We start from the raw sequence: 14666 nt of genomic DNA on the forward strand, positions 1-14666 counted from the left end.
CGAATTAAAATCTAAAGTGAGAGAAAGCTTTATTAGCCTCTGCCATCTTGTGAGTATCCATTCTTTTCTTAACCGCAGCACCTTCTTCTTTAGCAGCAGCTAAACATTCTGACGCTAAACGTTGTGCCATAGATTTTTCATTTCTTCTTCTAGAATAAAGTATTAACCACTTCATTGCCATAGAAATTTTTCTGTCTGGTCTAATTTGCATTGGAATTTGAAATGTAGCTCCACCAACTCTACGACTACGTACTTCTACGTGAGGCATAACGTTTGTTAAAGCATCTTTCCAAATTTCTAATGAAGATTTTTCTGAATCTTGCTTTTTAGACTCAATGATGTCAATTGCATCATAAAATACTTTGAAAGCTGTAGATTTCTTACCATCCCACATTAAGTTGTTCACAAAACGTGTTACCAATTGGTCGTTAAACCTTGGATCTGGTAAAAGTGGTCTTTTCTTTGCCGCTCTTTTTCTCATGTCTTTTTTTTAATAAAAAGTTATAGGTTATCCGTTAAATGTTATGTTATAGACTTCAACATTTGTTTCAATCTAACCCTCAACTCCTAACCTCCAACTCTTAACGTTTTAAATTACTTTTTTGCTTCTTTTGGGCGTTTAGCACCGTACTTAGATCTTCTTTGCGTTCTTCCTGCAACTCCTGACGTGTCAAGCGCTCCACGAACGATATGATATCTAACACCTGGTAAATCTTTTACCCTTCCACCTCTAACTAATACTATCGAGTGCTCTTGTAAATTGTGTCCTTCTCCAGGGATGTAAGCATTCACCTCATTACCATTTGTCAAACGTACACGCGCAACTTTACGCATTGCAGAGTTTGGTTTTTTTGGTGTAGTAGTGTAAACACGCGTACAAACCCCTCTTCTTTGAGGACAAGAATCTAAAGCAACCGATTTACTCTTCTTAGTTATCTGAGTTCTTCCTGTTCTTACTAATTGTTGAATTGTTGGCATAATTAATACTAAAAATTTATTATGTATATTAAATTCCCGCTTTTTACGGGGTTGCAAATGTATAAAATATTTTTCACTATACAAACGTTAATCCATTAATTTTCAATAACATTATTTAACCTTAAACTTTTACAAACAAATAATAGATATTTGCAATACTTTTAAAAACCAAACTATTAGACTTGAAACATATCTTATACATAATTATTCTCTGCATCAGCTCATCGTGTTATAGTCAAAATTTTTATTTAAAAATAACCGGCTCAGGCAATACCGAAAACAAAATAATCGACTCTCTTGACTACGCAAAAAAACACCCCAATATTAAATCATTAAATAAGGAAACAACAATCATGTCTGAAAAGCTAACCAAAATTGGTTTTCTAGACCACAAAACACAGCAACTTGAACAGATAAACGACAGTACGTATACCTTAATAATTGACTTAAAAAAAAGAATTAAAGAGATACATATATATATAGGTATAAATAATCTTTTTTTTGAATTAGAAAAAAGACAAAAAGACACCATAATTATAGCCTATCAAGAAGTTGAAAACTTTCTTAATCAAAAAATAGCTGATGCAGAAAAGAAGGGATTTGCACTAAGTAAAATAAAACTTGAAAATATACGAAGAGATAATTTAACAATTTATGCTGATTTAAATTTTAAATCCGAAAAAAAACGCACCGTTAATTCAATTATTCTAACCCAGATTAATTTGGAAGAAAAAAAATATTTCCCTAAAGGACATCTAAAACAATTAAACAAAAAATACCTCAACAAAACTTTCAATCAAGAAACCGTAAAAGAACTATATGCTGATATAAATAATTTCGAATTTGTAAACCAAACAAAATATCCCCAAATTTTATTCACAAATGATTCGACGAAAATATATACTTACATCGAAAAAAGAAAAGCTAATACTTTTGATGGCTATATTGGATTTTCAAATGATGAAAACAAAAAAACAACCATTAACGGCTACCTTGACATAACACTTATAAATACCCTGCACGCTGGCGAACAATTTTCATTGTACTGGAAGAGCGATGGAAATCAGCAAAAAACTTTTAACACCAAATTAGAAATTCCTTACATCTTTCAATCGCCACTAGGAATAAAAGCACAATTAAACATTTTCAAACAGGATAGTACTTTTCAGAACACAAAAACAGCAATTGATCTGGGATATTACATCAGTTATAATTCAAAAATATATCTTGGATATCAATCTACAGAATCAAGCGATATCCAAAACATCAATAATGCTACTATTAGCGACTACAAAAACTCCTATATCACATCAACTTTAGAATACAAAAAAACAGATTACATCAACAATTTATTCCCAAAAAAGGCATCACTTAACTTTATGATTGGATACGGAAAAAGAAACACCAATGACAATCCCGAAACAGCTAAATCAAGCCAACAATTTTCAACCAATTTTAATCTCTTCTACAATTTCGAATTAAACAAAAAGAACTTTATCTTCATCAATTCGCAAAATTCATACTTAAAGAGCAAAAACTACATTACAAATGAATTATTCAGATTTGGCGGAATAAACTCGATAAGAGGGTTTACCGAAAACAGCCTTCAAGGCAATTTAACTGCCATGCTTCTAACAGAATACCGATATGTTGTATCAAGCAATTTATACATAAATTCAATTTTAGATTACGCGATTTATCAAGATTTAACAAATAGTCAAAATCCGGATAAAATAAAAAATTTAACAGGAATTGGAATAGGAACAAATATCCAAACTCCAAACGGTCTACTTCGGATTAATCTCACTAATAGCGGGACAAAGCTTCAGGAAATTCAATTATTTAACACTATCGTTAATATATGTTATAATGTTAAATTTTAACCTTTAAGAGAAATTCGTTAACATAACGTTAGGATTATTAACTAATTATTATGAATATTGCATCACTAATTCAAAATAATTGAGAAAATGAAGCCAAAGTTCAATGGATTTTTAGTACTATTATTAGTGCTATTCGCGCAATTAACCTTCGCGCAAGAAAGAGCCGTTTCGGGAACTGTTACCGATGATGCAGGTATGCCACTACCAGGCGTAAGTGTATTAGTTAAGGGAACAAAAACCGGAACACAAACCGATTTTGATGGTAAATATTCCATCAAAGCAACAACAAGTCAAGTTTTAGTATTCAGCTACATTGGAATGAAATCGCAGGAAATAACAGCGAGTTCATCACAAGTAAATACTAAGTTATCCGGAGATGCCCAACAACTTGAAGGCGTTGTAGTAACAACAGCAATGGGTATTAAAAGAGAAAAAAAATCTCTTGGATATGCCTCTCAACAAATTTCGGGTGCAGATGTTAACGGCGGAGCAGGAAATGCAAACGTCGCTAACCTTTTATCTGGTAAAGCTGCGGGTGTAGAAGTTCAGAGAAACAACAACTTTGGAGGATCTACAAACGTTGTAATTAGAGGAAATAAATCCCTTACAGGAAATAATCAGGCCCTTTGGGTAATAGACGGGGTGCCGATTGACAACTCAAACTCAAACGCTTCTTCCCAACAAGTAGGTGGCGGAGGTTACGATTACGGTAATAACGCATCTGATATCAACCAAGAAGATATCGAAAGCATCAACATTCTTAAAGGAGCTGCTGCAACAGCACTTTACGGATCTAGAGCTGCAAACGGTGTTGTAATGGTAACAACAAAAAAAGGAAAGTCAAACGATAATAAAATTGGATTTTCGTTCTCAAGCGGATTTACAAACGGAAGCATTGATAAGTCAACTTTTCCTACATACCAAAACAGATACGGATCAGGATATGGATTTGGATCATCATTCTTAGGAACCGGAACACCAGATACCGTAGACACATCAAACGATGCCTCTGACGGAGATGCATTCAACAATCAGCCGGTATATCAATGGGATGCTTTTACACCATTTTCGCCAAATTATGGAAAAGCAACACCTTGGGCAGCTGCAAAAAATGGTCCTGTAACTTTCTTTAAAGACGCTCAAACATTTGTTAACAGCATCTCGCTTGAAAAATCAACAGAAAGATCAAGCTTGTCTATGAGCTACGTTAACACAAATCAAACAGGTATTTTACCGAATAGTGAATTGAAAAAGAATCAAATAAGTGCAAGATTTAGCCAAAAAGTTACTGATAAACTTACCGCTAACGCTTATGCTTCTGTTACATTACAAAGCACAGTTGGTAGAAACTCTACTGGTTACAACGACAATATTATGAGTAACTTCAGACAATGGTGGCAAACCAACACTGATGTTCAAGCTCAAAAAGATGTTTACTTTGCTTCAGGAGGCCAAAACATAACCTGGAACTTTAGTGACCCTACTAGTCCAGAAGGTCTAGTGCCAGCATATTGGGACAACCCTTATTTTACACGTTATCAGAACTACTCATCTGATGACAGAACTCGTTTGTTTAGCTACGCCTCTTTAAACTATGAAATTACTCCTTGGTTAAGCGCATTAGGACGAGCGTCTTTGGATACTTACAAACAACTTCAGGAAGAAAGAAGAGCAATTGGCTCTATAGCTTCAGGATTTGGTCTTTCTCCAGTTGATGAATCATCAGGATACCAAAGAAATGACATTAGCTTTCAAGAAATCAATTACGATTTTATGTTAAATTTCAATAAAAAATTCGGAGACAACATCAGCGTAAACGGAGTAATTGGAACAAACATAAGAAGAAATGACAGAGACAACGTACTATCATCAACAGTTGGTGGATTAGTAGTACCTGGAATCTATGCTTTATCAAACTCTAAATTAGATTTACCATTCCCTAAAGAAGCTAAAATATCTTCAGGTGTTAACGGTATTTACGCTCAGGGATCTATTGGATACCTAGACACTTATTTTGTAGATGCTTCTATCAGAAGAGACGTTTCATCTACACTACCAGACGATAACAATTCATACGTTTATCCTGCAATTTCAGGATCATTTTTATTCTCAAACGTAGTAAAAGCAAATTGGTTGAATTTAGGAAAATTCAGAGTTAACTATGCAGAGGTAGGTAATGATGCAGATGCATTACAACTTAACAATACTTATACAAGAGTTTCTAATTTTCAAGGACAACCTCTTTACACAAATTCATTATTACTTCCGTTTCGTAGTATTAATAAAAACCCAGAACTTAAACCAGAGAGAACAAAATCATTCGAAGTTGGTTTAGAAGCAAGCATGCTAGACAGACGTTTAGGCTTTGATATCACTTACTACAAAACAAACTCTGTTGATCAAATTGTATCTGCAGCAGTATCTTCTGCTTCAAGCTATACAAACGGACTTGTTAACGGTGGTAATATCGAAAACAAAGGTTTAGAACTTCAATTGAATGGTACTCCTATTAAAACAAAAGATTTTTCTTGGGAAATAATCATCAACTGGTCTAATAACAGAAGTAAAGTAATTTCATTACCAAACGGACTTGACAACCTTCAATTAGGATCTTTTCAAGGTGGCGTTACTGTAAATGCTGCTCCTGGAGAAGCTTATGGAGCCTTAAAAGGAACAGATTACGTTTACACAAACGGACAGCCAACAGTAGATCAAACTACAGGAAAATATTTAATCACTACTTCTTCAAGCAATACAATTGGTAATATTACTCCAGATTGGATTGGTGGTGTTAGAAATAAATTCACATACAAAAATTTAACTTTTGGATTCTTAATTGACACTCAAAAAGGTGGAGATATTTTCTCTCTAGACATGTACTACGGACTTGCTTCAGGATTATACAAAGAAACTGCTATAGGAGACATGAGAGAAAATGGAGTTATACAACCAGGTGTTGCGCCAGACGGATCAGTTAACACTGTAAGAACAGAAGGCGGAACGATCGAAAACAGTATGGGTTATGGAGCCGCTCCAAACAAAGCCTTTATTTACGATGCTTCATTCGTAAAATTAAGAGAAGTATCTATTACATATAACTTCCCTAAAAAAATGTTCGAGAACACTTTCTTAAGCTCTGCATCAGCAAGCCTTGTAGGATCGAACTTATGGATAATCAGTAAAAATCTACCATACGCAGATCCAGAAAGCGGATTGTCTTCAGGAAATAGCTCTAGAGGTTACTCAGTTGGATCACTTCCAACAACCAGAGATATTGGATTTAACTTAACATTCAAATTTTAATACCAAAAAAATGAAAAAATTAATATATGCTTTAGGAATTATGATTCTCACAGTTTCTTGTGACGATAGTAGCCTAACAGACTTAAACGTAGATGTAAAAAACCCTTCCGTAGTCCCTGCTAGCACTTTATTTACAAATGCAGAAAAAGGTCTTACTGAGCAATTGGTTAATACAAACGTAAATAAAAACATATTTAGATTAGTAAACCAGCAATGGACAGAAACTACTTATTTGGATGAATCTACCTACAACTGGGTAACTCGTAAAATTTCTGACAATCACTGGGACAGATTATACGCAGGACCACTAGCTGATTTATCGCAAGCAAAAGCTTTTTTAGAAAAAGATGTAATAGACCCTGTAGATCCTGAATTTGCTCAAAAAACAATCAGAAAGAAAAATCAATTAATACTAATTGATATCTTGATGGTTTACACTTATCAAATATTAGTAGACACTTTTGGAGACGTTCCTTATACAGAATCATTAAAAGGAGCAGGTAATTACTTACCTAAGTATGACAAAGCTATTGACATCTACAAAGATTTAATTGTTCGCCTTAATAATGACATTGCTAATATAGACACTTCAGAGTCTGCATTTGAAGGCGCTGAAGTTATTTACAAAGACGACTTAGATGCTTGGGTTAAATTTGCCAACAGTATTAAATTAAAATTAGGAGTAAACTTAAAAGCATCCGGACTAGAAGGTGCTATTGCTGACGCTACAATTATTTCCGCAGCAGCAGGAGGATTTACATCCAATGCTGACAATGCAAAATTACCTTATATGTCAAACCTTCCTAACACGAATCCACTTTATGTAGATATGGTATTTTCAGGAAGAAATGATTTTGTTGTTGCAAAACCATTTGTTGATGCATTAGTAACTTTAAACGACCCTAGAAAAGCGCAGTATTTTAGACCAACGTATAAAGATACAGATCCTGTTACAGATGAACTGATAACAGTTACTGGTTACAGAGGAGGAATAGTAGGAACAAAAAATTCTCAATCGAGATTTACACACGCAAGTGACAAAATTAAAGCCCCTGATTTCAGCGGTACTTTATTAGACTATGCCGAAGTAGAATTTTTATTAGCTGAAGCTTCAGCAAGAGGAGTTGCAGTAGGAGGATCTATTGCTTCGCATTATGAAGCAGCAATTAGAGCCTCTATGCAAGACTGGGGTGTTTCTTCAGCAGATGCAGATACTTATTTAAGTCAGCCAGCTGTCGCTTACGCTACAGCCGCAGGAACATGGCAACAAAAAATTGGAGAACAAGCTTGGTATGCCTTATTCAACAGAGGTTTTGAAGGATGGACATCTACAAGAAGATTAAATTTCCCAGTTTTAGCACTAGCTGCAAATGCAGATGCTGCAGCTGAAGGCCAAGTACCCTCAAGAATGGCATATCCTATTAGAGAGCAAACATTAAATGCTACAAATTACAATGCTGCATCAACTTCAATTGGAGGAGATAAATTAAGCACAAAAATATTCTGGGATAAGTAAAATAGTAATCCTAACATAATTTAACAGAAAACCACCCTTCAAAAAGGGTGGTTTTTTTGTGTAAAAGTTATAAAAAAAAGAATAATAACCACTATTTTCTTAAATTTAACATTTTAAACAATCACATTATTTTTCATTATTATCATATTTGAAGCAAAAAAATACGAATTTACAATTTACACATGTTTTTTAACTATAAAAAAACAATATCTTATAGTAAAATCATAATTTAACTAAAAAAAAAGCTTTTTATATTAGGTAGATTAACAAATTATTAAGATTTTTGTCGAACTAATTCAAAATATTTAAAAATGAAACTAAAGTTCAATGGATTCTTAGTACTTTTATTAGTACTAGTTGCGCAACTTACTTTCGCGCAAGAAAGAGCTGTTTCTGGAACAGTTTCTGATAATACAGGAATGCCTTTACCAGGTGTTAGTGTATTAGTTAAAGGAACAAAGACAGGAACGCAAACAGACTTTGATGGTAAATTCTCTATCAAAGCATCTTCAAGCCAAATTTTGGTAATTAGCTACATCGGGATGAAAACTCAAGAAGTAGCTGCAAGTTCAACTTCAATTAATGTAAAATTAAAAGATGACTCAGTAGAACTAGAAGGTGTGGTTGTAACCGCATTAGGTATTAAAAGATCTGAAAAAACCTTAGGATACGCTGTATCTAAAGTAAGTTCAGATGAAATTACTAGATCTGGTGAACAAAACGTTCTTCAGGCATTAGCAGGAAAAGCTGCAGGTGTACAAGTAATTGGATCGGGTGGTACTCCAGGAGCATCTAGTAAGATCATCATTCGTGGTGTTAATACAATCACAGGATCATCTGATCCTTTAATTGTAGTAGATGGTGTGCCAATTGACAACAGTACAAGCCAGACTACAGCTGGAGACAATCCTTTTAATGCAAACTTATCAGGTATCAACAACTCAAACAGAGCTTTAGATATCAACCCTGATGATGTAGAAAGTGTTACTGTTCTTAAGGGACCTGCTGCTGCTGCCTTATACGGAGAAAGAGCTGGTAACGGTGTAATTCTTTATACTACTAAAAAAGGTAGAGCTGGACGAGGATTAGGAATTGATTTCTCTACTTCATTGGCTATTGACAAAGTAAGTCAATTACCTTCAAGACAAAACAAATACGTTCAAGGTACTAGTGCTACTGCAACTACAATACCTACTAATACGCCACAAAGCTGGGGGCCTGCAGCTTCTACTTTAGGTGTACCAATGTATGACAATGTTGGAAACTTCTTTCAAGAAGGTTTAACATACAACAACAACATCGCTTTTTATGGCGGAGACAACAAAGCAACCTACAGAGCTTCTTACGGTAATGTAACGCAAACTGGTATGGTTCCTGAAACAGGATTAAAAAGAAACACTCTAAGAGTTGTTGGTGATTTAAAACTGAACGACAAATGGAAGACGGGTGCTAGCTTACAATACACTCACACAACAAATACATTGGCTCAAAACGGAAGTAACGTTTCTGGGGTTATGTTGAGTTTATTACGTTCAGTAGGAAACTACGATCTGAGAAATTATAAAGATGCATTAGGAAACAATCAAAACTATTTTGCTTCTTATGATAACCCATATTTTACAGTAAACGAAAACCCTGCTACAAGTGATGTAAATCGTGTTTTAGGAAATATGTACTTAACTTATTCTCCAGGTGAATATTTGTCTTTGACAGCTAAAGGAGGTATCGATACATACTCAGATTATCGTAAACAAATTTATGCAATTTCATCAAATGGTGATAATCTTGCAGGTATTGGAGAAGTTGCCTTTAACAACATTACCAACAAACAATTTTATGCAGACTTTATTGCAAGTGGATTATTACCACTAAAAACTGAGTGGTTAAAAATTAACTATACTGCTGGTCTTAATTTACGTTCTAATCAAAATACAGATGTATTCTCTAGAGGTAAAGAACTTGCTGTAAGAGGAGTTTACAACTTAGCAAATGCTACTCAGCTATACGCTTCCAACTACGAAGAAAACATAATGTCAAGAGCGATTTTTGGTCAATTAGAATTCGACGTAAAAAACCAACTTTTCATAACAGGATCTATCAGAAAAGAATGGTCTTCAACTTACGGAACAAATGCTAACAGTGCTATTTTCCCTGCGGCATCTGCTTCATGGGTAATAACAAATTCATTTGATTTACCAGAAGCAATTAGTTTTGCAAAAGTAACTTACGGTTATGGTGAGGTAGGTATTGCTCCTGGACCTTACAGAACACTTAGTACTTATACGCAACCATTTATGACAGATGGTTTCACAGACGGGTTAAGTTTCCCTTACAATGGAATAAACGGAATGACAGTATCAGGAGGATTAGGAAACCAAGACTTAAAACCTGAAAGAGTATTAGGTCATGAAGTTGGTTTAAGCACTAAATTCTTAGACAACCGTTTAACATTTGACATTAACGCATATTACAAAACTTCTAAAGATTTGTTAATCACTCTACCATTACCAGCGTCAAGCGGATTTACATCAGTATACCAAAACGCTGCTGAATTAGTAAATAAAGGTGTGGAAATTGAATTAGGATATGATATTTTCAAAAAAGGAAATGCTTTCCAATGGAACATCAATGCTAACTGGTCTAAAAATGAAAATGAAGTAACAGATATTTCTGGAAACTTAAGCGAAATTTCTATTGAATCTGCTTTTGGATCAATTGGATACTATGCTGTTAAAGGTCAACCATTAGGAAGTTTCTACGGAACTAAATGGGCACGTGACGCAAATGGCAATAAAATTATTGGAACTGACGGTTTAGCTATTGTTGACGGACAAACTGGTAACTTAGGTAACTCTGCTCCAAAATGGACAGGAGGCTTAAGAAACACATTCTCTTACAAAAGAGTAACAATATCAGGTTTATTAGATTTCAGACATGGTGGTGCTGTTTACAACGGTACATTAGCAAGAATGCATAACTTTGGAGTTTCTGAAGCATCTGCAGACAGAGAGCGTACTTACGTAATCGATGGTGTTAAAGCTGACGGTACTAAAAATGATGTAGCTATAACAGCAAAAAACTACTTCCAAAAATATTTAGGAGATGGTGGTGGAGCTGCTGAAGAAGCAGTAACTGATGTTAATTGGATTAGACTTCGTGATGTTACTTTAAGCTATGATTTTGATGTAAAAAGATTTACTGCAATCAATTCTGCACAAATTTCATTTACAGGAAGAAACTTATGGTTAGACACTAACTACAAAGGTGTAGATCCAGAAACAAGTTTAACTGGTGCTGGTTCAAGAATCAACGGATTAGACTACTTCAACAATCCAGGTAGCAAATCATTTATCATGACTCTTAAAGTAGGCTTCTAAATTTAAAATAAATAAAAATGAAAAAATATATAAAAAGTATAATTCTTACAGCCGTTGGTATTAGTTTGCTAACTAGCTGCCAGACAGAATTAGACACATTTAACGAAAATCCAAACTCTCCTATAATAACTACGCCAACATTATTGTTGTCTGCTATGGAAGTTTCTACATTTTCTACACATACAAGTGGTCTAATAAGAACTTCAAATATTTTTGACCAACACCTTGCTGGTACAAGTGTTGGACAATTAGGAGACATTCAACGTTATATTCTGACAGAACAAGATGTAAATAACGAGTGGAATACCGTTTACGGAACTACATTAATCAGTGGACACATTTTAAGCCGTGATTTCGCAGCTGAATTTCCTTACTATAATGGTATTGGTCAAGTATTGACTGCTTTAAATTTAGGCTACGCAACTGATTTATGGGGTGATGTTCCTTATGATGAAGCTTTTAAAGCTGAAGAAGGTAATAAATCACCAAAATACAATACACAACAAGAAATCTACGCAAGATTGCAAACAATTCTTGATGCTGCTATTGTTAACTTAAGCAAACCTGCCGCAAGTAACACTTCTAAACCAGGAGCTGATGATTTTATTTTTGCTGGAAATACTGCAAAATGGATCAAAGTTGCTTACGTGTTAAAAGCTAGATACGCATTAAGATTAACACAAGTTGATACAGGTGCTGCTCAAAAAGCTTTAGACTATATCAACGCATCTGGAATGACTTCTAATGCTGATGACGCTAACACTTTTTTCCCTGGAACATCAAACGGGCTTAATCAATGGTATGCTTTTGATAATAGCCGTGCTAACTACCTTAAAACAGGAGCATATTTTGTTGACGGTTTAAAAAACACTGCAGATCCAAGATTACCTTTTGCAATCGCAAAGGATGAAGATGGAAATTACGTTGGTAATGCTGCGAATGATTTAGACACAACATCATCTTCATACATTGGTTTGGCATATGCTGATGCCAACAGTTCAGTTGGAATGGTAACTTATGCTGAAGCTAAATTTATCGAAGCTGAAGCTAAATTCAGATTAGGACAAAATGCTCAACCAGCTTTAGAAGCTGCTGTTGCTGCATCAGTACTAAAAGTTACAGGAACCGCTGCAACTCCAGCTTTCTTAGCTACTGCAACTTCAACAGTAACTTTAGCTAACATCATTCAACAAAAGTATAATGCACTTTTCTTGACTATGGAACCTTACAATGATTACAGAAGAACTGGTTTCCCTGCTTTAGTTCCAAACCAATCATCTAACACTAAAACTATTCCTGTAAGATTCCCAACTCCTTCGGACGAAAGAAATTACAACCCAAATGCTACTGTAGTTAGTAATGTAACTACTAAACTTTGGTGGGATAAAGACTAATTTATTTCTCAAATAAATACATTAAACCACTCTGTTCATTCAGAGTGGTTTTTTTTTATATCAACATTATCGCTATATTTGTCCCATGGAAAAAGAACATCAAATATTTGGAATTAGAGCCATTATAGAAGCAATTCAAGCAGGTAAAGAAGTCGATAAAGTATTTATACAAAAAGAGATTTCAGGAGAATTAATGAAAGATTTAATGAAAGTGATGAAACGCGCTAACATTAATTTCTCATACGTACCTGTAGAAAAATTAAATCGATTAACTCCAAACAATCACCAGGGAGCAGTGGCAACCATCTCTCCTATTGGTTTTATAGAACTGGAACATTTAGTTGAATCAACCATTGCATCCGGAACTAAACCTTTATTTTTAATATTAGACCAGATTTCTGATGCCCGTAATTTTGGGGCTATCATAAGAACAGCAGAATGCACTGGTGTAAACGGAATCATTGTACAAAAATCTGGTTCTGCCCCGGTAAACGGAGACACCGTTAAAACATCAGCAGGAGCTGTATTTAATGTGCCTATTTGCAAAGTTGAACATATCAAAGATGCTATTTTCTATCTTCAGGGATCAGGTATCAAAACCGTTGCCGCAACTGAAAAAACAGATCAAAATATATATGACGTTGCATTAAACGAACCAGTAGCTATTATCATGGGATCGGAAGAAAGAGGAATAAACCCTTCTGTACTTAAAATCGTTGATGAAAAAGCAAAATTACCAATGTTTGGATCAATAGGATCTCTAAACGTTTCTGTTGCCTGTGGCGCATTTTTATACGAGACTGTTCGCCAAAGGAGCTAAACAAGTATTGAGGAATTAGGTTGACAAATAAATATAACAATTGATGTCTTTAAAACCTTCTCATAACATATTATCAAAAAAGACCGATTTAATACTTGTAATTTTATTAATTACAAGTATTAATTACGGACAAACTACTACATACAATCAGTTTTGGAATGAAATTCAATTCAACAGAACGATCAATGAAAAATGGTCAACTGAATTAAATATTGGAGCCACCTACAGTAGTACGGAATCTTCTTCTAATATTTTCGAACAAAACACTCAGCGCTCTGTACGCGCATGGGGACATTATTACTTTTCTCCCCGTTGGAAATTCTCTTCATTTTTAGCTTACAATTACAACAAAGATGTTCCTGAAATAGGTCAGTTTAAATCTCCCGAAGTTAGGTTTGCGTTACAAAGTATTTACTATTTTCATAAAACAGGATATACTCTTAGTACCCGAATGAGAATGGAATTGAGGCATATGCGAAATGAAGATGGTGATTATGATAATGTTTTAAGATATCGACAACAAGTAAAATACATTCAACCCATAAACAGCAAAATTCTAAGACAAGGTGTCGTTTACGCAATAGCTTCAGATGAATTATTCTTTAAATCAGGAACAAAAGTAACCGGACAAAGTTTCTTTGACAGAAACAGGCTAAATATTGGAGCGGGTTATTTATTTTCAGATGATATACAAGTTCAATTGATTTATGCAAATGAATACCTGCCCAGAAGTGAAGAAACTCAAATTGTAAATGCTGCTTCACTTACACTAACGTTTAATAATCTTTTTAGAAATATCAAAAAAAAATTATCTCATAAAAGCGATTCTCCTAACGATGAATAAAATTATTGATCTTCCTTTTTCAAAAAGCAAGTCAGCTGTTTTACAATAGCATCTTTATGTAATTTAAAAGTGTAGTCTCGAACAAACTCAGTACCCTGCATATTTATTTTTGCTACTAATGCTTCAAATTTTGAAAAATCGTCAAGATCTTTGTCATCTATTAAATAAAGCACTTGCATAATCGAATCATTTTGCCTGTATTGTGTATCGTAGTGAGTTAACTTATATTCTTTCTTATTGGCCAAATGAATAATTAAATCATCTTTGATTTTCTTGCCATCATTTTTAGCAGGAAATGGCAATGGCTGCAAAGCAACAAAGTAATGTTCTTTATCTGTTACAATATTGATTTTTAATGACTTCGATTTGGTAACATAAAAATCAGATGGCTCAAAATAATATACCATTGTTCCATCGGCTAATACTTTATTTTTTACATCGCATTGTGCAAATACTTCAGAAGCAAGTAAGAATAATAAAAAAACTATTGTTAGGTTCAAATATTTCATAACCTCAAATTAAAATTAGAACACTAACAAAAATAGCGTTTT

At 34.2% G+C, this 14666-nt stretch carries 10 protein-coding genes; 7 read left to right on the forward strand and 3 right to left on the reverse strand.

Features of this window, described 5'->3' with window-relative positions; all coding sequences use genetic code 11:
* Positions 1-4 precede the first annotated feature (4 nt).
* The gene (gene rpsG / locus B0M43_RS02050) at positions 5-481 is read right to left on the reverse strand and encodes a 30S ribosomal protein S7 (RefSeq protein WP_007803600.1); all 477 of its coding nucleotides are present in this window, start codon (positions 479-481) and stop codon (positions 5-7) included.
* 113 nt (positions 482-594) lie between these two features.
* On the reverse strand, positions 595-978 hold the full coding sequence (rpsL, locus tag B0M43_RS02055) for a 30S ribosomal protein S12 (RefSeq protein ID WP_007136570.1): 384 nt from the start codon (positions 976-978) through the stop codon (positions 595-597).
* 353 nt (positions 979-1331) lie between these two features.
* Here rpsL and B0M43_RS02060 point away from each other — a divergent pair, with 353 nt between their 5' ends.
* The 7 genes from B0M43_RS02060 (at position 1332) to B0M43_RS02090 (ending at position 14115) form a co-directional block, all read left to right on the forward strand.
* On the forward strand, positions 1332-2861 hold the full coding sequence (locus B0M43_RS02060) for a ShlB/FhaC/HecB family hemolysin secretion/activation protein (protein WP_246860187.1): 1530 nt from the start codon (positions 1332-1334) through the stop codon (positions 2859-2861).
* A gap of 87 nt (positions 2862-2948) precedes the next feature.
* On the forward strand, positions 2949-6164 hold the full coding sequence (locus tag B0M43_RS02065; RefSeq protein ID WP_078005998.1) for a SusC/RagA family TonB-linked outer membrane protein: 3216 nt from the start codon (positions 2949-2951) through the stop codon (positions 6162-6164).
* 10 nt (positions 6165-6174) lie between these two features.
* Positions 6175-7680 (forward strand): SusD/RagB family nutrient-binding outer membrane lipoprotein, encoded by a 1506-nt coding sequence (locus B0M43_RS02070; RefSeq protein ID WP_078005999.1) that lies wholly within the window; start codon positions 6175-6177, stop codon positions 7678-7680.
* Positions 7681-7991: 311 nt separating this feature from the next.
* Complete coding sequence (locus tag B0M43_RS02075; RefSeq protein ID WP_078006000.1) at positions 7992-11057, forward strand: SusC/RagA family TonB-linked outer membrane protein; 3066 nt, start codon at positions 7992-7994, stop codon at positions 11055-11057.
* Positions 11058-11074: 17 nt separating this feature from the next.
* Complete coding sequence (locus tag B0M43_RS02080; protein WP_078006001.1) at positions 11075-12451, forward strand: SusD/RagB family nutrient-binding outer membrane lipoprotein; 1377 nt, start codon at positions 11075-11077, stop codon at positions 12449-12451.
* Positions 12452-12536: 85 nt separating this feature from the next.
* Complete coding sequence (rlmB, locus tag B0M43_RS02085; RefSeq protein ID WP_065450848.1) at positions 12537-13271, forward strand: 23S rRNA (guanosine(2251)-2'-O)-methyltransferase RlmB; 735 nt, start codon at positions 12537-12539, stop codon at positions 13269-13271.
* A 43-nt stretch (positions 13272-13314) separates the two neighbouring features.
* Positions 13315-14115, forward strand: coding sequence for a DUF2490 domain-containing protein (locus B0M43_RS02090; RefSeq protein WP_078006002.1), 801 nt, complete (start codon positions 13315-13317; stop codon positions 14113-14115).
* 2 nt (positions 14116-14117) lie between these two features.
* Here B0M43_RS02090 and B0M43_RS02095 read toward each other — a convergent pair whose 3' ends face one another.
* Complete coding sequence (locus B0M43_RS02095; protein ID WP_078006003.1) at positions 14118-14624, reverse strand: hypothetical protein; 507 nt, start codon at positions 14622-14624, stop codon at positions 14118-14120.
* Positions 14625-14666: the final 42 nt, after the last annotated feature.

The sequence above is a fragment of the Flavobacterium sp. KBS0721 genome (genome assembly GCF_002007065.3).
Lineage (GTDB): Bacteria > Bacteroidota > Bacteroidia > Flavobacteriales > Flavobacteriaceae > Flavobacterium > Flavobacterium piscis.